Source organism: Actinocrispum wychmicini (assembly GCF_004345645.1).
GTDB classification, from domain to species: domain Bacteria; phylum Actinomycetota; class Actinomycetes; order Mycobacteriales; family Pseudonocardiaceae; genus Kibdelosporangium; species Kibdelosporangium wychmicini.
Window position 1 is genome coordinate 1 of record NZ_SLWS01000016.1, and the last position, 21,231, is coordinate 21,231.

Sequence of the window (21,231 nt, forward strand, 5' to 3'; positions counted from 1 at the left end):
GTGACGCCCGGTCTCATTCCGAACCCGGAAGCTAAGCTTTCCAGCGCCGATGGTACTGCACTCGGTAGGGTGTGGGAGAGTAGGACACCGCCGTACGTAATTTGGAGAAGGCCCCCACGGAATGTGGGGGCCTTCTTCGTTGTGGTCAGCTGTTCACCAGGCGCATGTACCTCGTCCAGTCCCAGTTGGGGCCAGGATCAGTGTGGGTCGAACCCGGCACCTCGATATGGCCGATGATGTGCGATCTGTCCTTCGGAATGCCGTACCGGTTGCAAATCGAGCGCGTCAACGCGGCCGACGCGGTGTACAGCTGGTCGGTGAACCACTGTGGCTGGTCGACCCAGCCTTCGTGTTCGATGCCGATGCTTCTGGTGTTGTAGTCCCAGTTGCCCGCGTGCCAGGCGATGTTCTTCTCCCGAACAGTCTGGGCGATGTGGCCGTCACCGGACCGGACCACATAGTGGGCCGACACTTTGCGCGCCGGGTCCTGGAAGATCGCCAGAGCGTCCGGGTAGAACTCCTGGGTCACGTGGATCACGACGACGTTCAAGGGATAGCTGGATGGACGGTTGGACACCGTGTAGTTGGACGTGCTGGCCGGCACCCACTGGGCACCCGGGTAGTCGACAACGCCTGCCGCCGAGGCAGGGACCCCGATGATCATCTCGGACGTGACGCCGGCGGCCAGTGCTCCGGCGCCCGCCAGCATGAGGTTTCGGCGGGAGAGGTTCATGCCAGGGGTGTACGCCCCACCCCAGCGCGTTGTCAATCGTTTCCGAGAAGCTTCAGCCAATGGTTGGTTTCTCACCAAAGCAGGCCGATCGAAGGAACCGGACGACCGTCGACGACACGCACTGCGGGCACTCGGCATGCGGGTAGTGGCCGGCGCCGCGGACCATGAGCACCTCGGCCAGGCCGTCGGTCCGCTCGGCCGCGTACCACGCCTCGCCCTCCGGATCGGCGAAACACGGGTCAGCGTCCCCCATGACGACCAGAGTCGGGCAGGTGATGTCCGGCAGTGCTTGGTCCGCGGTGTGGTGGCTCGCGGACAGCATCGCCCGCACGGCGTCGTAGCGTCCCGGCTCGGCGAGGTTCACGGACACCGTACGGACCCGCGTAGCGAGGTCTGCTGGCTTCCGTGGGCCGAACAAACGCGGCCAGTAGCGGTTCCATGCCCACCGGCCGATTGCCGGCCTGGTGATCACCCAGCGGCCGAACGCGCCGACCAGCGTCTTCGGCTGCTCCCTGAGGTACGGCCCGGTCAGTACCAGACCGGTGACCAGGCCTGGATTGTCCGCGGCGGCGACCACGGCCGCGGCGGCGCTGAAGCTGTTGCCCAGCAACACGGCGGGGCCGACACCGAGCGCCTCGATCAGGTCGACGAGATCGCACGCCACGTCGGTCTCGTTGTACGACGGCCAGTGCGATGTCGACTCGCCATGGCCGCGCAGGTCGACGGTCGCGACCGTGAAACCGGCCGCCACCAGCGGCTCGACGAGATCGTCGAACGTGCCGCGCAGGTTGCCGAGACCTGGCGAGCACAGGACGAGCGGGCCTTGGCCTCGGATGTCATAGGCCAGCCGGCCGTCCGGTCGTTCCAGGAACTGCGTGGCACCCACCCGGCCCGCCTCCACTCCAGGGCTGTCGCTGCCCATAAACCAAAGGCATAGGAGTGGTCCATGTCAATATGCGATATCACCGCATGCGACACATCGGACACCACTTGTCACCGTTGGCGACGAAGGTGACGAAGGTGGTGACAGAGCGAAAGGGATTCCCTCGGCGCGGCCTGGACTCCACGCCCAGGCCCAGAGCGTGTCCCGCGGATCACGATCGCGGCAGCCGCGCCCCTGGCGCCCCTGCCGAAACGCCCGAATACTGCTGGAGTATCAGGGGTGCTCTCACGGTGGTGCCATGAGATACCCACGGGCGGGCTTTCACCTGGACCAAGCGGGGTTCCTACCCGCCGAGGCCAGGTTTTCATCGACCGTGATCCGCCGGCACGCCCTAGCCCCCGTGGGCTTCCTTGAACTCGACTACCAGCGCGTGCGGCAGCCGGCCGCGCTCGGCCACTGTCTTGCCCTGTGCGCGGGCCCACTCGCGGATCGCCTGATTCTGTGCCTGCTCCTCGCTCGACTTCTTTACCGCGTCGCCGCCGGGGGCGAGCCGCAGCTTGCGGCCCCCGATTCGGCGGGCGTGCGCGACATATGACGCGAGCGAGTCACGCAAGCGGGCGGCGTTGTCCGCGGAGAGATCGATCTGGAACTCCACGCCATCCAGGGTGAAGGCGACGGTCTCGTCAGCGATTCCGCCATCCAGGTCGTCGACCAACTCCACGACGGTCTTCTGTGCCACGGTTCCTCCGTGTGGTGAGTTTGAGTCTGTGCCCCAGCCTTGGGGTAATGATAGCCATGAGGGGGCCGTGGAAATAAAGTGCGGTGTCGAATATCTTCGGATGATTTTCCTTCACCCGGCGTGACCTGCACGATCGTTTTCCTACGACACTGGATCGTGCCCGCCTGCGGGCGGCCCATCTAGCACATTGGGTTACCGGATGGCGGCTGCCGTGGCCGGCGTGGCCGGTAAACGTGTCAAAAGCCTGGTCAAAACATGGGCGGTGGCGCTGCGCTACAGCGGGTTCACTTGATGGTGACTGTGCACGCGGATCAGCAGTTCGTGAAGCCGCTCACGTTCCTCGGCCGACAGCGGGGCGAGCAGCGCGTCGTTCAATTCGCGGAGCTGGGACAACCGCAGCCGCAGCGCTTTGTGTCCGGCCGGTCGGATGGTGACCACATACCGTCGCCGGTCGACTTGATCCCGTGACCGATCCACCATTTGCCGTTGTTCCAGGTCGTCCAGTACCGACACGAGATCGCTCGGGTCGATCCGCAGCCGCGTGCTGATCTCCTTCTGCGAAGCCGGGCCGAACTCGGTCAGCCCGGCCAGCACGGTGAGATGTGGCGCGCGCAATGTCGTGCCGTGCAGCTCGATTCCGATTCGGCGGGCGTCCCGGACGACCTGCCACAGCAGGAAACTCGGCAGGTCCATCAACTCGGCCGGCAGTGATTCGGTCATGGCGCGGGCAGTTCGAGCGCTTGTCGGGCGGTGGTCTGGAGAACCGGGTCGGTCGGCGTGCTGGCCTTGTCGAACCACGCCACCTGCGCGATCCGCACCCGCGAATCAATCCGTTTTGTCGCGTATGCGGCGGCGTCAAAGATCGGCCGCCGGTTGCCGGGCCACGGCATCCCTTCGGTCGAGGCGTCGACGAGGGTGCCGGTTCCGGTCGTGTTCGCGACTTTCAGGAAATCGCCCGCGGTGGCGTCGTTGGCGAACACGATGTCGGCGATGAACACGGCGGCGTCCTGCTTGACCGTTGTCTCGTATCGGGACCGAACCAGCGACGAGCACGGGTGCTGTTGCAGCCATACCTGGATGTCGCCGATCGCCCGTCGCGCGCAGTCGTTGTCGTTGAGCAGGCCTTTCGGGGTGAACGTGACCCCGTCGATCACCTGCGACCTGGTCGCCTGCGAGCCGGTCGGCCCCGGCCCGGCGGGCCCGCCCGAGGCTGACCCGGAACTGTCGCCGGTGGACGCGAGCCCCGCGACGATCGCGGTCATGAGCAGCACGGCCAGAGCGGCCATGGCCACGACCGGCACCCACCTGTACGTGCCTCCGCCCAGTCGCGGGCTCGGCGCCGCGGGGAGGGCCGCCTCGGGCGGCACGCGGGGGATGAGCAGCGTGCTCGCGGCGCTCATGTCCGGGCCGGCGGCCACCTCGAACCCCTCGTCGGCGAGTTCCTCGGGGGTGAACGGCGGCAGGTCCGGGGCCAGCGCCGCCACGATCACGTTGGCCTGGTGCACCGGGCACCGGCGTTCGTACACGGCGAGCTCGCGCGCGGCGTTGAGCAGGGTCTTCGGTTCGGGATGCATGATCCGGATGCCTCGGGCGAGGTCTGTCGTGGGCTGGCTCACCCTGGCCACGTACGGGCCGACCGCGATCACGGTCCCGACAGGCATCGGCTCGACCCGTTGCGCCTGCAGCCGGGCCGCCACCGCGGCGGCGGCGTTAAGGCCTTCGACCGCCGGGTTCACCGCGCCGTCCTCCCGGACCAGCGGCCAGCCGTCGATCCGCCACGGGCCGTCGACCGGCGCGTCCATCCGCATGGCCGGGTCGGGCAGGTCCACGCCGATCACGACGAGCAGGCCGCGGGGCAGGATCACGACGGCCTCGACCGGCTCGGGGCAGTCCGGCGGCCGGCAGCCGACCAGGGCGATCCCGCCGACGACCGCGCCGCCGCGGCCCCAGGACGCGAGCGCCGCCCGGACGTCGGCGCCGATCGTGGACGTTTCGTCACCGAGCCGCACCAGCCGCACGGCCGCACCTCCCCTCACAGAGCCGCACCACGGTATCCCTGGGCGCCGACGGGCCGGACGGCGAGTGGCGTCGACCACCCACCGAACCCGCCGGCCTGTGGTCAGAAATCCCCGCAGGACAAGACACGCCAGCGCGACACGCCGTAAATTCCGCCTCGAACGAGTGACTGGTGTGTCTTCTGATCGTTCTTGTGGCGAAATTGCACAGTGAGGAGGCACAATAGGCGCCGGGTCGACTTGTACCCACGATGGACCACACGCTTCACGAGGTCGTAGGGGAAGACGTTTCCTCGTCGAGTAGCGGAGGTTCAGCAGTGAGCACAAGTGGCAGCACCCGAGGCGTGGTGTACGTCCACTCGTCGCCGTCTGCGGTTTGTCCGCACGTCGAGTGGGCGATCTCGGGCACCCTGGGTGTCCGGGCCGAGCTGAAGTGGACCGCCCAACCGGCGGCCGCTGGTCAGCTGCGGTCCGAATGCTCGTGGACCGGCGCGGCCGGCACGGGCGGGCGGCTGGTCGCGGCGTTGCGAGCCTGGCCGATGATCCGGTTCGAGGTCACCGAGGAACCCAGTACCGGCGTCGACGGCGAGCGCTTCTGTTTCGCGCCCGGCCTCGGTCTTTGGCGTGCCCGCACGTCAGCGAATGGTGACATCGTTGTCGGTGAGGACCAGCTGCGAGCGGTCGCGGCGGCCAGTCGCGGCGGTGAGTCGTTCGTGCACAAGGTGGACGAGATGCTCGGGTCGTCCTGGGACGAGGCGCTTGAGCCGTTCCGGCGGGCCGGCGACGGCGCGCCGGTGACCTGGCTGCACCGGGTCGGCTGATTCATGGGACGCTCGACGGGTGCAGCAGATCACCGTTGAGCGGCCGCCACGGTTATGGCCGGCTCTGCTCGCCATAACCGTGGTCACCGCGGCCGCGGCGCTGGGCGGTCGGTACCTGTACCAGCAGCACGCGGACACCACGGTCATCACGTCGATCGTGGCCGGCGGGCCGAGCGGCAGTGCGACGCCGTCCACGCCCGTTCCGCCACCGGGCTCACTACTGGTGCAGGGCTCGCAGGACGCGGTGGCCCACCCGCAGTACGAGCCCGTCCAGAAGATGACCCAGGACTACTTCGACGCGATCAACGGCCGGGACTATTCGAAGTTCCGCGGCGTGATCACCAAGGCCAGGGCCGACCTGCTGCCCAAGGCCAAGTTCGACCACGACTTCCGGTCCAGCGCGGACGGCAGCATCCTGATCTACCGGATCGACGCCGCGCCCGACGCGAAGCTGCGGGTGCTGATCGGCTTCACCAGCACCCAGGACGTGGCCGACGCCCCACCTGAGCTGCCCGTACCGTGTATCACCTGGCACGTCGTCTGGCCGTTGGTGCGGGACGGCGCCAAGTGGCGGATCGACTCCGGCCCGGAACTCTCCTCACCCCAGCACGACGCGTGCGCCCCGGCCTAGACCGGGTCCAGCCCGGCCAGTGCGGCCAGGCCGGTGTGCAGCAGTTCCACCTCGGCTTCGCCCCGGCCGGCACCGAGTTTCTCCTGCGTGACGCCGTCGACGCTGGCCAGGCACAGGGACGCGGCGGCCACACCGAGCGCCCGCGCGACCACGAGCACCGCTGACGTCTCCATGTCGACCGCCTTGACGCCGTACCGGGCCAGGTCCTGCATCCGCTGCCTGGTCGGTTCGATTCGGTCCGGCGCTGCCGCGAACATCTCGGTGTAGAAGCCGTCGTAGGACGCGATCAGCCCGGCGGTCCAGGGATGCGTGCCTGCCGAGAGAACGCCGCGCAGGGCGGTGTTCAGTTCGTGGTCGGCGATCGCCGGGAACCCCGCCGGCAGGTACGTCCCGGACGTGGCCTCGTTCCGGACCGCGCCCTCAGCCAGCACGAAGTCCCCGAGGGACGTGCCGCCGATGCCCAGGACGGTGCCGAGCCGTACGAACCGCCGCACCCCGATCTGAGCCAGCTCATGCAGGACGACAGCGGCGATCGGCGCGCCCATGCCGAACGCGGCGACCGTGACCGGCCGACCACAGTAACGCCCGGTGACCGCGCTCAGCCCGCGGTCCTGGTTGAGCACCACCGGGTCGTCCAGCACGGTCGCGGCCTTGTCGACCCGTCCCCGGTCACCGACCAGGACGGCCCGGTCCGCGACCTCGTCCGCCGAACACCGCAGGAACCAGGCGCGGTCAGGCACTGGCGGGCAGCCGCTCGAGCAGCAGCCCGGTGGCCGCGTCCACACCGCGCTGGGCGGCGCCCCGCGGCTCCGACGGGTCCTCGATCATGCTGGACACCATGCCGGCGAAGAACATGTCACCGGCGCCGGTGGTGTCGACCGCGTCGATCTCCGTGCACGGCACCATGTCGTGCAGTTCGCCACGCCAGATCCGGACACCCGCGGGGCCGTGCGTCTCCGCCAGCAACGCGTCCGGCCTGGTGCGTTCCAACAACGTGCGCGGGGCGACGATCCGGTCGAGGAACACCCGTTCCCGTGCGCTGAAACTGACCACGCTCGCCCGGGACAGGATCCGGTGCACGACTCCCGGTGAGTACGCGTCCGGGTCGCCCTTCACCCCCCACGCGAGCTGCTGGTCGTCCCGCAGCATGTCCAGGACCTCGATGTTCGCCGGTCGCGGGCCGACCATCAGGCACACCCAGTCGCTGCTCGCGACGATCTCGCGCTGCAGGTCCGTGAGGTTGCCGGCGGCCCGGTCGCCTGGGTCGTACACGACGACCGTCTCGCCGTCGGGCCCGTAGAACAGGAAGCACGACGGCGTGCGCACGCTGTCCGTGGAGACGCCGGTGATGTCCACGCCGTACGAGCCGAGCCGCTCCATGTACTCCTTGCCGGGCTCGTCCGTGCCGACCCATGTCACCGCGTGCACCGTGTGCCCGGCGGCGGCCAGGCCGCGGGCGGCGTGCGCGATCCCGCCGATGCCCGGCCACGGATCGGACAGCCGACGTTTGATCAGCGTGGTGCCGGACGCCGCGCGGAACTCGTCGCACTCCATCGAGTGGTCCATGCTGGCGTAGCCGACAACCGCGACCCTGCTGCTCACAGCCGCTCCCATGCCTGTTCGACCGAAACCACCGAACCGAAGTACCGGTCGATGTCCTCGAGGGACGCCTCGGCCAGGTGCGGCCGGTTCGAATTGGTGGCCTCCCTCGCCAAAATGATCTCATAGCCACAGGCGAAGGCGTCCTGGATACTTGCCCGGACGCACACATTTGTCTTGACCCCGCCGACCACCAGCGTCTGGACGCCTTGTTCGCGCAACAGCAGATCCAGGTCGGTGCCGAAGAACGCGGAATACCGGCGTTTGGGCACCTCGATCTCGTGCGGCGACTCGACCGGTTGGAAACCCGGCACGTACGGCGACTGGTCGTCGCCGATCTCGCAGTGCACCGGAATCTTCTTGTGTTCGAAGTCGGCCAGTCCGGGGCGGTGCCGCTCGACCGCGTGCACCACGAGCCGGTCCTGTTCACGAGCCCTGGTCAGCAGCGCCTTGATCGGGTCGAGCACGTGCGCCGAGTCCGGATAGTAGGCCGGGCGGCCCGGCGCGAAGAACGCGTCGAGCACGTCGACCAGAAGTAAAGCGACCCCACTGTTGGCCATGTTTCAGCCCGTCCTCCCAGCTTTTCCCCGAGCATCGCGGACGGCCGTGGCCGTCAGAACCGCGATCACCACAAGATACGGCAATGTCTGGACCAGTTGCGCGGGTACTCCCGCGGTCTGCAGCCTGGCCTGTGCCTCGTCGAACACCGCGAACAGCAGGCACGCCAACGCCGTCGCCCACGGCCGTGACCGCCCGAAATAGAACGCGGCCAACGCGATGAACCCACGCCCCGCCACCATGTTCTCATTGAAGAGGCCGACCTGGCCCAACACCAGGTGCGCGCCGGCGAATCCCGCGAGAACACCCGCGATCACGCCGGCGACGTCACGGATCCGCCTGGTCGGCAGGCCGAGCGCGCCGGCCGCGTCGAACCCGTCGCCGGTGGCCCGCAGCCGCAGCCCGGCGGCGGTGTGCCGCAGCGCCCACGTGATCGCGGGGACGAGCGCGACGGCCAGCCAGAACAGCGGGTCCACCCCGAGCATGCCGGGCAACGGGTCAAGGCCGGCCACCCGCAGCGTGCCGGACACGTGGAACACGTCCCGCAGCAGATACCTGGTCAACCCCGTGATCACGATGGTGAACCCGAGCCCGGCGATGATCTCGTTCGCGTGCAGCCTCGTGATGCACAGCGACATCACCAGCCCCAACGCGGCTCCCGCGGCTCCCGCGGCGAGCACCCCCAGCACCCAGTTCTGGGTCACGCCGGACACCAGCGCGCCGACCAGGGCGCCGCCGAGCATCTGCCCCTCAAGGCCGATGTTGACCACGCCGGCGATCCGGTGCAGCATGCCGCCCAGCGCGGCGAGCGCCAGCGGGGTCCACAGCAGCAGCGCGGAATGGATCATCGTCGCCGCCACAACCGGACGACCGCGAAGACCATCACCGTGCCCGACAGCACGTTCACGATGTCCAACGGGATGTCGCTGAACAGTTGGGCGGTCGTCCCCGCCGAGGCCAGCGCGCCGAACAAGACGGCCCCGATCACGACGCCCACCGCGCTGTTGCGCCCCAGCAGCGCGACCGCGATGCCCGTGAACCCGTACCCTGGAGAGAATCCGTCGACATACCGGTGCACGACACCGAGCGCGTGCGCCGCGCCGCCCAGCCCGGCGATCGCCCCCGAGATCACCATGGCGACGACAATTACCTTGCCGACCCGGATCCCCTGGGCGGCGGCGAACCGCTGGTTCAGCCCGGTCTGCCTGAGTTCGTAGCCGAGCACGGAATGCCGGATCCACACGGCGTACGTGACGGCCAATCCGAGTCCGATGAGGACACCGGACGTGAGGTTGTCCGGCGGCAGCAGATCAGGCAGCCACGCACTCCGGGCGATGAGCGGGGTGGCGGCGTTCGCGACCCCCCTGGCCTGCAGGAAGGACGTCACCAGCCACCCGGTGACCCCGGTGACCACGAAGTTGACCATCAACGTGGTGACCACCTCGTCAACACCCCACCTGGCCCTGAGCCAGCCAGGGCCGACACTCACCAGCACACCCGCCGCCGCGCCGGCCAGCATCGCGACGGGAACGACGAGCGGCCCGGACACGTGCACGGCAACGGTCGCGGTGACCAGGCCGCTGAGCAGAAAGCCCCCTTCGACGCCGACGTTGAACACGCCGGCCCGGAACGCGATCGCGGTGGCGAGCCCGGTGAACAGCAGGGGAGTGGCCGAGCTGAGCGTGGCGGCGATCCGATCGGTGCCACCGAACGCCTCCCGCACCAGGAGTTGGTAGAAGTCAAGCGGGTCATGGCCGGTGGCCAGCAGCACAACAGCGCCGATCACCAAAGCGACGAGGAACGGAAGGACAGGTCGCAGAACCGCGCCGACCGGCAGCGCGCGCCGGGCAGGCTCGACCGCGGAATCCGGTGAGGTGTTCATAGTCGCGCCCCGGTGCGCCGTTGGCGGGTACCGAGCGGCAGCGGATCGTTGAGTCCTGTGGGGGTTCCCGGTCGCGCGCCGGGGTGGCGTTGGTGTGTTCGCGGTCCTGCCATGGTGCGGCGTTGGGGTGTGCCGTTTTTGTCGGTGCCTTGCCCTAGTGTTGTTTTTAGGGGTTCCCCCTGCGCGGGGACGCCCGTCGCGGCGTGCGTGAAGTCGCGGCTGCGGCACGGGTTGGGGTCGGGGCTGGGCGTCATGGTTGTCTTCCCAGCATCAGGTTTCCCACGGCGGTGCGGTTTTCCGGGCCGCCTGGGACTTCGCCGGCCACTTCGCCCTGGTGCAGCACCACGACCCGGTCACTGAGCGTCAGCAGCTCGTCCAGCTGCTCGGACACCAGCAGGACGCCGGACCCGTTGTCGCGCAGCTCCTTCAGTCGCGCGTGGATGTACGCCTCGCCGAGGACGTCGACACCGCGGGTCGGGCCGGCCGCGACCAGCAGGGTCGGGCCGCGGTCCAGTTCGCGGCCGATGACCAGGCGTTGCTGGTTGCCGCCGGACAGTGTCCTGGCCGGCGCCGACGTCCGTCCATATCGGACCGAGTAGCCGTCGAGCACCCGTTGGACGTGCGCACGGACCCGGCCTGGGGCCAGCCAACCGAAGCGGCCCAACGTCCGGTGGGTGCCCGCGATGGTGTTGTCCGCCAGTGACGCGTCCAACGACAGGCCTTCGGTCCGCCGCTCGCCCGACACGTAGCCAAGGCCCGCGGAGCGCCGCCGGTCCACCGGCAAGCCGGTGATGTCCTTGCCGGACAACGTGATCCGGCCCGTGCACGGCCGCAGGCCGACTATCCGTTCGACCAGTTCGTCCTGGCCGTTACCGGCCACGGCCGCGATCCCGACGATCTCACCGGCGTGCACCCGCAGCGAAATGACGTCCGCGACCTCCAACACAGGCGGACCGACGTCGGCGGACGGCGAGTACCCCTCGGCCTCCAGCGGGGCGCCGACCACAAGCGACACCAGCTCCGGCCGGGTCACCGAATCGGCCGGCACGGTTGTGATCACCTTGCCCTGGCGCAGAACCGTGATGGTGTCCGCGACCGACAGCACCTCGTCCAGCTTGTGGCTGATGAAGATCACGGTCCGGCCGGCGTCCCGGAGTCCACGCAGCAACCGGAGCAGTTCGGTCACCTGGGCCGGGGCCAGCGCGGCCGTCGGCTCGTCCAGGATCAGCACGTCCGCGCCCCGCCGCAGCGCGCGCAGGATCTCCACCTGTTGACGCACGCTGACCGACACCGACCCGGCCGGCGAGTCCCACGGCAGCGAGATGCCGAACCCGGCGGCCAGGTCGACGGCTGAGGCGCGCGCCGCGGACCACGAGATCCGCGGCCCGGACCGGGGTTCGGCCCCCAGCACCAGATTCTCCAGCAACGTCAGCGAGTCGATCATCGCCAGCTCCTGGCGGACCAGGCCGATTCCGCGCCGGATGCCGTCCGCCGGCCCGCGCAGCCGGACCGGGTGGTCGTCGATCACGACCGTGCCCGAGTCCGGCTGGTCGAGGCCGTAGAGGATCCGCATCAACGTGGTCTTGCCGGCGCCGTTCTCGCCGACGACCGCGTGCACTGTGCCCGCCTCGACCGTCAGGTCCACGTGCGCGTTCGCCCGCACCGAACCGAATGCACGCGACACATCCCGCGCGCCAAGGCGGACCGGCATCAGCCCTGGAGCCAGGCGGGGTAGCCCTGGTCGATCACGTTCCACACCTTCAGTTCACCGGACATGATCTTCTTCTTCAAGTCGGCGACCTTGTCCTGCACCGGCTGTGGGATGTCCTGCTTGGTGTACTGGAAGTCGGTCAGGCCCACCCCGTCCTCGGCCAGGCCGAGGCCGATGGTCTGGCCGCCGGGGAACTTCCCGTCCGCGTACAGGTCGACGACCTTCTGCACGGCCAGGTCGGTCCGCTTGAGGACGCTGGTCAGCACGTACCCGGGGGCGAGCTTGTCCTGGTTGTCGTCGACGCCGATGGCGTAGCGCTTGTTCTTCTGCGCCGACTGGATCACACCCGCGCCGGTGCCGCCCGCGACCGCGTAGACGATGTCCGCGCCCTGCTGGAACATGGTGTCGGCCAGCTGCGCGCCCTTGGTCGGGTCGCCGAAGCTGTTGCTGTACGCGGTGAGCACCTGCACGTCCTTGTCGACCGCGTGCGCGCCTTCGATGTAGCCGGACAGGAACTTGTCGATGCCGACCGACTTGGTGCCGCCGATCACGCCGATCTTCTTGTCCGGGTTGATCTTCGGGTTGCCGGTCTGGGTGGTCATCATCGCGGCGAGCGCGCCGGCCAGATATGAGCTGTCCTGCTCGGAGAACAGTACCGAGGCGATGTTGTCGCCCTTTATTTTGTTGTTCAGAAAGACCCATTTCACCTGCGGATAGGCCTGCGCGACGGTGGGCAGGATCTCACCGTGGGAGAATTCCAGGTCGATCACCAGCCCAAATCCGGACGTACCCGCGCGGCGCAGCAGCTGCTCGCCCTGGGCGACCACGTCCTTGGACTCGATGTGCTGGCCGTCGAGGCCCTTTTCCTTGGTGGCGGCGGTGAATCCGGCGTTGGCCAAGTCGTTGTACGACTCGTCGCCCAGGCCGCCCTGGGCGATCACCAGTGCGACTTTCTTGCTCGGCGCCGCCGCCCCGGACGACGACGAGGAAGTCTGTTCGGACCCTCCGCCGCAGCCTGCGACAAGAGCGACAACGGACAGCAGGGTTAACGAGACCAAGCGGGTTCGCATAGCCGGGGAACTTACACCGGTTGTTCAGACGCCAATACGGCCCCTTGTTCGACAACCACGAACAAGAGGCCGATTGTTCGAACACCAGAGCGAATCGTGTCCCGGTCAGGCGGAGACGAAGGCGAGGGCGACGTTGTGCCCGCCGAAGCCGAACGAGTCGTTCACCGCGGCCTTCAGGTCGATCTTGCGCGGCTCCCCGGCGACCACGTCCTGGGCCACACCCGGGTCCAGGTTCTCCAGGTTCAACGTCGCCGGCACCACGCTGTCCCGGATGGACAGCACGGTGATGATGGCCTCGATCGCGCCGGCCGCGCCGAGCGTGTGCCCGAACGCGCCCTTCGGCGCGGTCAGCACCGGGTGCTCACCGATGGCCTTGCGGATCGCGATGGTCTCCGTGACGTCACCGACCATTGTGGACGTCGCATGGCAGTTCACGTGCCCGACGTCGGCCGGGTCGACGCCGCCGGTGCGCAGGGCCGTGGTGATCGCCCTGGCCTGGCCGGAGCCCTCCGGATCGGGCGCGGTGATGTGGTAGCCGTCCGAGCTGGTGCCCACCCCGGCGAGCCGGCCGTAGATCTTCGCGCCCCGCGCCTTCGCGTGGTCCTCCCGCTCCAGCACCATGATCCCGGCGCCTTCGCCGAGCACGAAGCCGTCGCGGTGCACGTCGAACGGACGGGACGCCCTGGTGGGCTCGTCGTTGCGGGTGCTCATGGTCCGGGCCTGGCAGAAGCCGGCCATGGTGATGCCGGCGATCGCGGACTCCGCGCCGCCGGCCACGACCACGTCCGCCTCGCCGGACTTGAGCATCCGGTACGCCCACGCGATCGCTTCCGCGCCTGAGGCGCAGGCGGACACCGGGGCGTGCACCCCGGCGCGGGCCTTCAGTTCGATGCCCACGTGGGCGGCGGGCCCGTTGGGCATCAGCATCGGAACGGTCAGCGGCGACACCTTGCGCAGGCCGGGCCCCTCCAGCAGGTCGTCCTGGGCCAACAGCGTGTGCGCGCCGCCGATCCCGGTGCCGATGACCACCGCGAGCCGCTCGGGGTCCACGGCGCCGTCGGCCAGGCCCGCGTCCTGCCACGCCTCGCGCGAGGCCACGACGGCGACCTGCTCGCAGCGGTCCAGCCGGCGAGCCTCGACCCGGGGCAGGATGTCGGTGGGCTGGACCGCGAGCTGGGCGGCGATCCGGGTGGGCAGGTCGAAGTCCGTGACCCAGCCGGCGTCCAACGTGGCCACCCCGCTGCGCCCGGCCAGCATCGCGTCCCATGTGGATGGGACGTCGCCGCCGAGCGGTGTGGTCGCACCCAGTCCGGTGATGACGATGTCGTTGCTCATTACCTCTCCGCCCTTGAAATCCCAGTCCCGCCGCCGGTTCCGTCGGGGTCAGTCCGACGGAACGCGCCGCCGGCTCGTGTCACACCTTGTTCTTGGTGATGTAGTCGACCGCGTCACCGACCGTCTTGAGGTTCGCCAGCTCGTCGTCCGGGATCTTCACCCCGAACTTGTCCTCGGCCTGCACGGCGATCTCCACCATGGACAGCGAGTCGATGTCCAGGTCGTCCACGAAGGACTTGTCGACGGTGACGTCATCCTTGGCCACCCCGGCGACCTCTTCCACGATGTCGGCCAGACCGTCCAGGATTTCCTCGTTCGCCATCGAATTCCCTTTCTGCTTTGCGTTCGTTCCACCGCTGGGCACAGTGCCCGGCGGGAGTCTACGGGCTGATCACGACCTGCCCGGCGTAGGACAGGCCCGCGCCGAAGCCGACCATCAGCAGTACGTCACCGGTGTTCACCCGGCCGGCTTTCCGCATGTGGTCCAGCGCGATCGGGATGGAGGCGGACGAGGTGTTGCCGGTGTAGATGATGTCGTCGGCCACCTCCATCTTCTCCTTGGCACCGGCCGCGCGCAGCTTCTTGGCGATGGCCTCGACGATGCGCAGGTTGGCCTGGTGCGGAATCAGAGCGTCCACATCGGACGGTTGCAGCCCGGCCAGTTCGAGCGCGCGGATCGCGATCGGCGCGATCTGCGTTGTCGCCCAACGGAAGACCGTCTGGCCCTCCTGGTAGATGTACTTGTTGTCGCGGTTGTAGATCATGTCGACCAGGTCGCCGGCGCTGCCCCACGCGACCGGGCCGATACCCGGCTCGTCGGCCGGCCCCACCACCGCGGCGCCGGCGCCGTCGGCGAAGATGATCGCGTTCGCCCGGTCGGTCGGGTCCACCCAGTCGGTGAGCTTCTCCGCGCCGATCACCAGCACCCGCCCGGCCGAGCCGGACCGGATCAGGTCCGACGCGGTGGCCAGCGAGTAGCAGAAGCCGGCGCACGCGGCGTTGAGGTCGAACGCCCCGGCGGCCTTCACCCCGATCCGGTCGGCCACCTGGGCGGCCGCGTTCGGGATCGGCGAGGGCATGGTGCAGTTCGCGACGATCACGGTGTCCAGGTCGGTCGGCTGCAGCCCGGCGTCCGCGATCGCCCGCGACCCGGCCGCGACCGCCATGTCCACCAGGGACTCGTCCGGTCCGGCGAACCGGCGCTCGATGATGCCCACCCGGGTGCGGATCCACTCGTCACTGGTGTCCATCCGCTGCGACAGGTCGTCGTTGGTGACGATCCGCTCCGGCCGGAAGCTGCCGACGCCGACGATCCGGCTGCCGGCCGGGCCGGTGGCGATGTTGAGTGCCGCACTCACTTGGCTTCCTCCACGAGCTCCGCGATCGCGGCCAGGTCGTCGGGGGTCTTCAGGCGGACCCGGGCGACTTCCGGCAGTTCTCGCTTGATCAGGCCGACCAGCGCGCCGGCGGGGGGCAGTTCCACGACCGCGGTCACGCCACGCCGGCCAAGGGTCGCCATGCAGGCGTCCCATCGGACCGGCCGGATGACCTGGTCGACGAGGCGGTGCAGCGTCTCCGCGCCGGTGGGGACGTCCTCGCCGTCCGCGTTGGACAGTAGCGTCCGGGTCGGGTCCGCGGTGACGACGGTCTTCGCGTGCTCCCGTAGCGCGTCCTGCGCGGGCGCCATGTACTTGGTGTGGAACGCGCCCGCCACTTTCAGTGCGCGGGATTTCACGCCTTCGGGCAGGTCGGTGACCAGCTTCTGCAACGCCGCGAGGTCACCGGCGGCGACGATCTGTCCGGCCCCGTTCTGGTTGGCCGGCTCCACCCCGTACTCGGCGAGCTTCGCGATCACGACGTCCCGGTCACCGCCCAGGACGGCGGTCATGCCCGTCGGGTGCAGGGCGCAAGCGGCGGCCATCTCCCGGCCCCGGACCGCGGCCAGACCGACCGCGTCGTCGGCGGTGAGCACGCCGGCGACCGCCGCGGCGGCCAGTTCGCCCACGGAGTGGCCGGCGACGATCGTGTCCGCCGGCAGGGTGTACCGCTGCTCCAGCTCGGCCTGGGCCAGCAGCGCGGCCGCGACGACCAGCGGCTGGGTCACGGACGTGTCGACGATCTCCTCGGCCGTGGCCGTGGTGCCCAGCCGGCGCAGGTCCAGCCCGGCCCGGTCGGACCAGGCCGCGATGCGCTCCTCGGCGCCGTCGAGCTCAAGCCACGGGGACAGCATGCCGGGTGTCTGGGAGCCCTGGCCGGGCGCGAGTATCGCGATCACACACCAACTAGACACTCTGACGACCGATCATCGGGATGCCGTCAGTTACCAAGTCCGCCCGGCAATTTTGTAGCGTGTCTACAACTGTCAACGGCCGATGGCGCGCTGATACGCGGAAACGTTGTCGACGTGAACGGGGGTCACTGTAACGGGACGAGCGTTATCTGTGTCACCACAGACCCCGCGCGCGGGCCAACCTGCCCACCGTGAGAGCGATCCGGAGCACCAACGCGTCCCTGGCATCGTTGGCGTTGCGCCCGGTCAGATCGGCCACCCGCCGCAACCGGTACCTAACGGTGTTCGGATGCACGAACAGCTGCCGCGCGCACGTCTCCAGAACGCCCCCGACCTCTAGATACGTGGTGACGGTCTCCAGCAGCGACCCGCCGGCGTCCTCCAGCGGCCGCGCGATCCGGTCGACCAGCTGCCACTCCGCCTCCGGGTCGCCCGCCAGCGCACGTTCCGGCAGCAGGTCCTGCGACCTGACCGGCCGCGGCGCGGCCGGCCACCCCACAACCGCGCGCAGCCCAGACAGCGCGTCGGCGGCGCTGCGGTGCGCCTCAGCGAGACTCGCCACGGTCGGCCCAGCCACCACCGGCCCGTTGCCGAACGCGGCGGTGATCCGGTCCAACACAGCTTTGCTGGACGCCCGACCGCGCGGCGCCTCACCGAGCAGATCATCGGTAGGCCCAGCGAGCACAATGACCAGCCGACTGCCTTGCACACTCAGCAACACCGCACGGCCGGCCCGCGCCGCCCGGCTGCGTACCTCGTAGACCACGGTCGGCGGATCGTCCGACGGCCGGTTGCCGACCAACACGGTCGCCTCCGACTCCGGATCCCACCCCAACGCCGCGGCCCGGGAAATCAGCGCCTCCTCGGCATCACCCCGCACGATCCCGTCCACCACAAGGGCTTCGAGCCTCGCGTCCCACGCACCCCTGGCCTCGGCCGCGGACGCGTACGACATGGCCGACGCGAACGCCACCTCCCGGCTGTACCTCAGGACCGCCTCGGACAGCACCGCCCGTTCGGTCGCGTCCGCCGCGAGATCCGGAACCTGCCTCTCGAAGACCTGCAAAGCGACCCGGACAAGCTCGACGGTCTGCCGCAGGCTGATCCACCTGGACAGGTCCCGCGGCGCTGCCCGGAACGCGTCGGTGGTGAGCCGCAAGGCCTCACTCTCGTCCTTGAGCCAAGCGGTGAACCCAGCCACCCCGGACTGAGCGATCAGCAGAACACTGGCCCGCTGGTCGGCCGGCATCCGGCTGAACCAGGGAAACTGACCATCCATGGCGGCCAAAGTGGCGGAGGCCAACTTGCCAGAAGCCCGCTCCAACTCAGCGAGCGTCCGCCCGGAAACGGCCCCTGCTCTCTTCATCCGAACAGCTTCGCACGAACAACCCAACCCAACGCCAGTGCGGTACGCACAGCCAACCACCAAAAATTCTGCGCCACCCCCACAGCAGAGAACCGCCAACGAAAATCACAAACTCCCGGAAAGCGAGACACGCAGACAACACCGACGCGGAGGGGGAGAAGGAGGAGAGGAGCCCGCGGCAGCGGGTGAGGAGGCGGCGAAGCCGCCGAAGGCGCGGGTCAGCTGGAAGCTGGCGGTGTGCGGGGTGAGGCGGCGAAGCCGCAGGAGGCGTGGGCCCAGCCGGGAGCCAGCGGCAGCCGGCGAAGCTGGGAAGTGAGGCGGCAAAGCCGCCGGGGTGTGGGGCTGGGAGTTGGTGGTGAGTAGTGAGCCGGCGAAGCAGCCGGAGGTGTGGGTCGGCTGGAAGCTGGCGGGGTGACGCGGCGAAGCCGCAGGGGTGTGGGGGCTGGAGCTGGTAATGCAGGGGTGGGTCTGCCAGGAGCCGGTGAAGCTGGGAAGTGAGGCGGCAAAGCCGCCGGGGTGTGGAGCTGGGAGTTGGTGGTGAGTAATGAGGCGGCGGAGCCGCCGGAGGCGCGGGTTGGCTGGAAGCTGGCGGTGTGCGGGGTGACGCGGCGAAGCCGCAGGGGTGTGGGGGCTGGAGCTGGTAATGCAGGGGTGGGTCTGCCAGGAGCCGGTGAAGCTGGAAAGCGAGGCGGCAAAGCCGCCAGGGTGTAGAGCTGGGAGTTGGTGGTGGGTGATGAGCCGGCGAAGCAGCCGGAGGTGTGGGTGGGCTGGAAGCTGGCGGTGTGCGGGGTGAGGCGGCGAAGCCGCCGGGGTGTGGGTTGGCTGGGAGTTGGTGGTGTGGTGATGAGGCGGCGGAGCCGCCGATGGGCTGGGAAGCGAGGCGGCGAAGCCGCACGTGGGGGGTCTGGGGGGCTCGGCCCCCCAAAATGATCCAGAGCGACCCAGCGAAGGTGCGAAGCACCGAGCAGGGCAAGCCTGGAGCTCTGGGGCCCCCTGGAGCCTTGGTGCGCTTGGCTCCAGGGGGCCTCTCCCCGGTCCCCACCGGTAGATCCACTATGGACTTTTCTTGATCCAGACGCCACCGGTGTCCCCCGATCGTGGCATGTCGGGCGTGGTCCACCTTGGACACAGCGGGTGCAGGGGTCAGTCCAGGACGCGGTAGGTGCCGAGGATTTCGAATGGTTGTGGCGCGGGGGCGGTTCCCACTGCCCACTTGGCGACGGTCGCTTGCAGTTGGCGCGCCTCCTCGATGCCGGGGAGGGGGTTCTCGACGTTTTCGTCCAGTGCGAGCAGGGCGATGAATTCGTTGGCGTTCCGTAGGTAGGCGTATCGGATGCCGTCCGGTTGCTGGGTCGCCACGGCGGCGAAGGCGTTCTCCACGGCGGTGGCGACTTCGGTCACGCCTTCGTCGGCGACCTGGTATCGAATCATCAGTACGGGCATGGCTTCTCCTTGTGTGGTTCGTTGACCTTGCCAGCGTCGTTGAGCGCTGGGGCCGCCGTCCAATACCCGCGTCCATAACCAGATGGCATGGGACTTAGGTCCCGGACCGGAATCCCGCCAGGGAGGGAGGACTCGCGGCCGGGCGGGGAGCAGTCTCGGGGCATGACAAAGATCCTGATCGTCGGCGGCGGGTACGTCGGGCTCTACACCGCCCTGCGGTTGCGGCGGCGGTTGCGGCCCGGTGAGGCGGAGATCACGGTTGTCGACCCGCAGCCGAACATGACCTACCAACCGTTCCTGCCCGAGGCCGCGGCCGGCTCAGTCGAACCGAGGCACGTTGTGGTGCCGTTGCGGCGCTTGCTGCCTGGGTGCCGGGTCGTCACCGGCAAGGTCACAGGGGTGGACCACGAGGCGAAGACCGCGACTGTGGTGCCCGCCGAGGGGGTGCCGACGGCGATGTCGTACGACGTGCTGGTGCTCGCCGCGGGCTCGGTGTCGCGGACGTTGCCGGTGCCCGGCCTGGCTGAGTCGGGCATCGGGTTCGGCACTGTCGGCGAGGCCATCTACCTGCGCAACCACGTGCTGTCGCGGCTGGACGTGGCATCCAGCTCGGACGACCCGGGGCAGCGGCGGCGGGCGTTGACGTTCGTGGTGGTCGGCGGTGGGTACGCGGGGGTGGAGGTGTTCGGCGAACTGGAGGACATGGCCCGCTACGCCATGAAAGTCCACTCTGGACTGTCGCATGCGGACATGCGGTGGGTGCTCGTTGAGGCGTCCGGCCGGATCCTGCCCGAGGTCGCCCCGGCGATGTCGGACTACACCGTCAAGCGGCTGGTCAAGCGCGGCATGGAGGTCAAGCTCGACACCACGGTCACCTCGATGGTCGACGGACACGTCGTGCTCTCGTCGGGGGAGGAGTTCGACGCGGACACGGTCGTGTGGACCGCCGGTGTGAAGGCCAATCCGTTGGCGATGCGGTCGGGCATGCCGATCGACTTCCGCGGTCGGCTGATCTGCACGGATACCCTGCGGGCTAGGGGGCTGCAGGGCATCTGGAGCGCTGGCGACTGTGCGGCGGTCCCTGATCTGTCCGGAGTGGACGCGATCTGCTCGCCGAGCGCTCAGCACGCCGTCCGGCAGGCGAAGGTGCTCGCCGACAACATCGTCGCGTCCCTGCGGGGCAAGCCGCTCAAGCCGTACCGGCACCGCCACGTCGGCTCGGTCGCCAGCCTCGGCCTGCACAAGGGGGTGGCCCAGGTGTACGGGATCAAGCTGCGCGGCTGGCCCGCCTGGCTGATGCACCGGGCGTACCACTGGAGCCGCGTGCCCACCGCCGGCCGCAAGCTGCGGGTCCTGCTCGACTGGCTCACCACGTCACTGACCCGCCGCGAAATCGTCTCCCTCGGCGAGATCCAGTCGCCCCGGCGGGACTGGGAGGTGTTGGTCCGAGAGACAGGTCACACCCTGAGCCGGAACACATCGATAGGGTGACTTGTTGCCCTGGTGTCGGGCGAGGAGGCGCTGTGCGGTTCTTTCTGGACAACGGCATCACCCTGTTGGGGCAAAGGACGTCCTTTGCCGAACTGATCGGGCAGATCTTCGCCCTGGCGGTGGTGTTCCTCGCCAAGGTCCGCACGCTGTGGACCTGGCCCGTCCAGGTCGCCGCGACCGTGCTGCTGTTCAGCGTGTACGTGTCCGCGCACCTTGGCGGCCTCGCCGCCCGCCAGATCATCATCCTGCTGATCTCCATCTACGGCTGGTGGGCATGGACCCGTCGCCGCGACCCCGTGTACGGCGTGACCGTGCGCGAGGGCACCGCGCGGGAACGGCTGGCCATCGTCGCGGTCCTCGCGGTCGGGACCGTCGCCGGGGCGCTCCTGCTGCAGGCGTTGAACGCCTCGTGGGCGCCTTGGCCGGACGCGGGGATCTTCGTCGGCACCGCCGTCGCGTTCGCCGTCCAGGGCCGTGGCCTGGTCGACTTCTGGCTGGTCTGGCTCGCGGTCGACGCGGTCGGCGTGCCCCTGCAGATCGCGTCGCACCTGTGGTTCAGCGCCATGGTGTACATCGTGTTCGCCGCCCTGGTGATCTGGGGCTACGTGGACTGGCGGCGAACGGCCAAACGGCCTGGGGTGGCCGTGGCCGCGGCCAGCTGACT

Annotated in this window: 22 protein-coding genes and 1 rRNA gene; 5 read left to right on the forward strand and 18 right to left on the reverse strand. The window is 69.1% G+C overall.

Annotated elements, in window-relative coordinates:
- Window positions 1–96: ribosomal RNA gene (rrf, locus tag EV192_RS47405) — 5S ribosomal RNA — on the forward strand; the annotation flags it as partial.
- Between the two features lie 49 nt (window positions 97–145).
- Here rrf and EV192_RS47410 read toward each other — a convergent pair.
- The 5 genes from EV192_RS47410 to EV192_RS47430 form a co-directional block, all read right to left on the reverse strand.
- Window positions 146–733 (reverse strand): N-acetylmuramoyl-L-alanine amidase, encoded by a 588-nt coding sequence (locus tag EV192_RS47410; RefSeq protein WP_132125371.1) that lies wholly within the window; start codon window positions 731–733, stop codon window positions 146–148.
- A 52-nt stretch (window positions 734–785) separates the two neighbouring features.
- Window positions 786–1,655 (reverse strand): alpha/beta fold hydrolase, encoded by an 870-nt coding sequence (locus EV192_RS47415; RefSeq protein ID WP_132125372.1) that lies wholly within the window; start codon window positions 1,653–1,655, stop codon window positions 786–788.
- 352 nt (window positions 1,656–2,007) lie between these two features.
- Window positions 2,008–2,355, reverse strand: coding sequence for a histone-like nucleoid-structuring protein Lsr2 (locus EV192_RS47420; RefSeq protein ID WP_132125373.1), 348 nt, complete (start codon window positions 2,353–2,355; stop codon window positions 2,008–2,010).
- 273 nt (window positions 2,356–2,628) lie between these two features.
- Window positions 2,629–3,075: a MarR family winged helix-turn-helix transcriptional regulator gene (locus EV192_RS47425; protein ID WP_132125374.1), complete on the reverse strand. Its 447-nt coding sequence runs from the start codon at window positions 3,073–3,075 to the stop codon at window positions 2,629–2,631.
- Complete coding sequence (locus EV192_RS47430; protein WP_132125375.1) at window positions 3,072–4,373, reverse strand: hypothetical protein; 1,302 nt, start codon at window positions 4,371–4,373, stop codon at window positions 3,072–3,074. Before EV192_RS47430 ends, EV192_RS47425 begins: the two co-directional genes overlap by 4 nt.
- Window positions 4,374–4,687: 314 nt before the next feature.
- Here EV192_RS47430 and EV192_RS47435 point away from each other — a divergent pair, with 314 nt between their 5' ends.
- Window positions 4,688–5,191, forward strand: coding sequence for a DUF3145 domain-containing protein (locus EV192_RS47435; protein ID WP_243727540.1), 504 nt, complete (start codon window positions 4,688–4,690; stop codon window positions 5,189–5,191).
- A 19-nt stretch (window positions 5,192–5,210) separates the two neighbouring features.
- Window positions 5,211–5,822, forward strand: a complete 612-nt coding sequence (locus EV192_RS47440; protein WP_132125377.1) for a hypothetical protein — start codon at window positions 5,211–5,213, stop codon at window positions 5,820–5,822.
- Here EV192_RS47440 and EV192_RS47445 read toward each other — a convergent pair.
- The 13 genes from EV192_RS47445 to EV192_RS47505 form a co-directional block, all read right to left on the reverse strand.
- Window positions 5,819–6,562 (reverse strand): nucleoside phosphorylase, encoded by a 744-nt coding sequence (locus EV192_RS47445; protein ID WP_165960967.1) that lies wholly within the window; start codon window positions 6,560–6,562, stop codon window positions 5,819–5,821. The two genes, EV192_RS47440 and EV192_RS47445, sit on opposite strands and share 4 nt — an antisense overlap.
- A complete protein-coding gene (locus EV192_RS47450) occupies window positions 6,555–7,424 on the reverse strand; it encodes a carbohydrate kinase family protein (protein WP_165960968.1) in 870 nt (289 codons plus the stop codon). Before EV192_RS47450 ends, EV192_RS47445 begins: the two co-directional genes overlap by 8 nt.
- Window positions 7,421–7,981, reverse strand: a complete 561-nt coding sequence (locus EV192_RS47455; RefSeq protein ID WP_132125380.1) for a cysteine hydrolase family protein — start codon at window positions 7,979–7,981, stop codon at window positions 7,421–7,423. The genes EV192_RS47450 and EV192_RS47455 overlap by 4 nt, the downstream gene beginning before the upstream one ends.
- Window positions 7,982–7,984: 3 nt before the next feature.
- Window positions 7,985–8,827: an ABC transporter permease gene (locus EV192_RS47460; RefSeq protein WP_207926844.1), complete on the reverse strand. Its 843-nt coding sequence runs from the start codon at window positions 8,825–8,827 to the stop codon at window positions 7,985–7,987.
- Window positions 8,824–9,861 (reverse strand): ABC transporter permease, encoded by a 1,038-nt coding sequence (locus tag EV192_RS47465; protein ID WP_132125382.1) that lies wholly within the window; start codon window positions 9,859–9,861, stop codon window positions 8,824–8,826. Before EV192_RS47465 ends, EV192_RS47460 begins: the two co-directional genes overlap by 4 nt.
- A 250-nt stretch (window positions 9,862–10,111) precedes the next feature.
- Window positions 10,112–11,524, reverse strand: coding sequence for an ABC transporter ATP-binding protein (locus EV192_RS47470; RefSeq protein ID WP_207926846.1), 1,413 nt, complete (start codon window positions 11,522–11,524; stop codon window positions 10,112–10,114).
- 47 nt (window positions 11,525–11,571) lie between these two features.
- Window positions 11,572–12,642, reverse strand: a complete 1,071-nt coding sequence (locus EV192_RS47475) for a BMP family lipoprotein (protein ID WP_132125384.1) — start codon at window positions 12,640–12,642, stop codon at window positions 11,572–11,574.
- Between the two features lie 105 nt (window positions 12,643–12,747).
- Window positions 12,748–13,977 carry a beta-ketoacyl-[acyl-carrier-protein] synthase family protein gene (locus EV192_RS47480; RefSeq protein ID WP_132125385.1) on the reverse strand — a complete coding sequence of 410 codons (1,230 nt, stop codon included), beginning with the start codon at window positions 13,975–13,977 and terminating at the stop codon, window positions 12,748–12,750.
- A 79-nt stretch (window positions 13,978–14,056) separates the two neighbouring features.
- Window positions 14,057–14,299, reverse strand: a complete 243-nt coding sequence (locus EV192_RS47485; RefSeq protein WP_132125386.1) for an acyl carrier protein — start codon at window positions 14,297–14,299, stop codon at window positions 14,057–14,059.
- A gap of 58 nt (window positions 14,300–14,357) precedes the next feature.
- Window positions 14,358–15,335, reverse strand: coding sequence for a beta-ketoacyl-ACP synthase III (locus EV192_RS47490; protein ID WP_132125387.1), 978 nt, complete (start codon window positions 15,333–15,335; stop codon window positions 14,358–14,360).
- Entirely contained in the window at window positions 15,332–16,252 is a 921-nt protein-coding gene (locus tag EV192_RS47495) for an ACP S-malonyltransferase (RefSeq protein WP_132125388.1), read from the reverse strand. The genes EV192_RS47490 and EV192_RS47495 overlap by 4 nt, the downstream gene beginning before the upstream one ends.
- 169 nt (window positions 16,253–16,421) lie before the next feature.
- Window positions 16,422–17,633 (reverse strand): PucR family transcriptional regulator, encoded by a 1,212-nt coding sequence (locus tag EV192_RS47500; protein ID WP_132125389.1) that lies wholly within the window; start codon window positions 17,631–17,633, stop codon window positions 16,422–16,424.
- 1,143 nt (window positions 17,634–18,776) lie between these two features.
- Window positions 18,777–19,076, reverse strand: a complete 300-nt coding sequence (locus EV192_RS47505) for a hypothetical protein (protein WP_132125390.1) — start codon at window positions 19,074–19,076, stop codon at window positions 18,777–18,779.
- 162 nt (window positions 19,077–19,238) lie between these two features.
- Here EV192_RS47505 and EV192_RS47510 point away from each other — a divergent pair, with 162 nt between their 5' ends.
- Together EV192_RS47510 and EV192_RS47515 are read left to right on the forward strand one after the other, a co-directional pair.
- Window positions 19,239–20,567, forward strand: coding sequence for an NAD(P)/FAD-dependent oxidoreductase (locus EV192_RS47510; protein ID WP_132125391.1), 1,329 nt, complete (start codon window positions 19,239–19,241; stop codon window positions 20,565–20,567).
- Window positions 20,568–20,599: 32 nt separating this feature from the next.
- Window positions 20,600–21,229 (forward strand): nicotinamide mononucleotide transporter family protein, encoded by a 630-nt coding sequence (locus tag EV192_RS47515; RefSeq protein ID WP_132125392.1) that lies wholly within the window; start codon window positions 20,600–20,602, stop codon window positions 21,227–21,229.
- Window positions 21,230–21,231: the final 2 nt, after the last annotated feature.

What these genes read in the sequence shown, in the direction of transcription:
- EV192_RS47410 (WP_132125371.1), bottom strand. Translation starts at nt 733, where the DNA reads ATGAACCTCTCCCGCCGAAACCTCATGCTGGCGGGCGCCGGAGCACTG.
- EV192_RS47415 (WP_132125372.1), bottom strand. Translation starts at nt 1,655, where the DNA reads ATGGGCAGCGACAGCCCTGGAGTGGAGGCGGGCCGGGTGGGTGCCACG.
- EV192_RS47425 (WP_132125374.1), bottom strand. Translation starts at nt 3,075, where the DNA reads ATGACCGAATCACTGCCGGCCGAGTTGATGGACCTGCCGAGTTTCCTG.
- EV192_RS47455 (WP_132125380.1), bottom strand. Translation starts at nt 7,981, where the DNA reads ATGGCCAACAGTGGGGTCGCTTTACTTCTGGTCGACGTGCTCGACGCG.
- EV192_RS47460 (WP_207926844.1), bottom strand. Translation starts at nt 8,827, where the DNA reads ATGATCCATTCCGCGCTGCTGCTGTGGACCCCGCTGGCGCTCGCCGCG.
- EV192_RS47465 (WP_132125382.1), bottom strand. Translation starts at nt 9,861, where the DNA reads ATGAACACCTCACCGGATTCCGCGGTCGAGCCTGCCCGGCGCGCGCTG.
- EV192_RS47475 (WP_132125384.1), bottom strand. Translation starts at nt 12,642, where the DNA reads ATGCGAACCCGCTTGGTCTCGTTAACCCTGCTGTCCGTTGTCGCTCTT.
- EV192_RS47480 (WP_132125385.1), bottom strand. Translation starts at nt 13,977, where the DNA reads ATGAGCAACGACATCGTCATCACCGGACTGGGTGCGACCACACCGCTC.
- EV192_RS47485 (WP_132125386.1), bottom strand. Translation starts at nt 14,299, where the DNA reads ATGGCGAACGAGGAAATCCTGGACGGTCTGGCCGACATCGTGGAAGAG.
- EV192_RS47500 (WP_132125389.1), bottom strand. Translation starts at nt 17,633, where the DNA reads ATGAAGAGAGCAGGGGCCGTTTCCGGGCGGACGCTCGCTGAGTTGGAG.
- EV192_RS47505 (WP_132125390.1), bottom strand. Translation starts at nt 19,076, where the DNA reads ATGCCCGTACTGATGATTCGATACCAGGTCGCCGACGAAGGCGTGACC.
- EV192_RS47510 (WP_132125391.1), top strand. Translation starts at nt 19,239, where the DNA reads ATGACAAAGATCCTGATCGTCGGCGGCGGGTACGTCGGGCTCTACACC.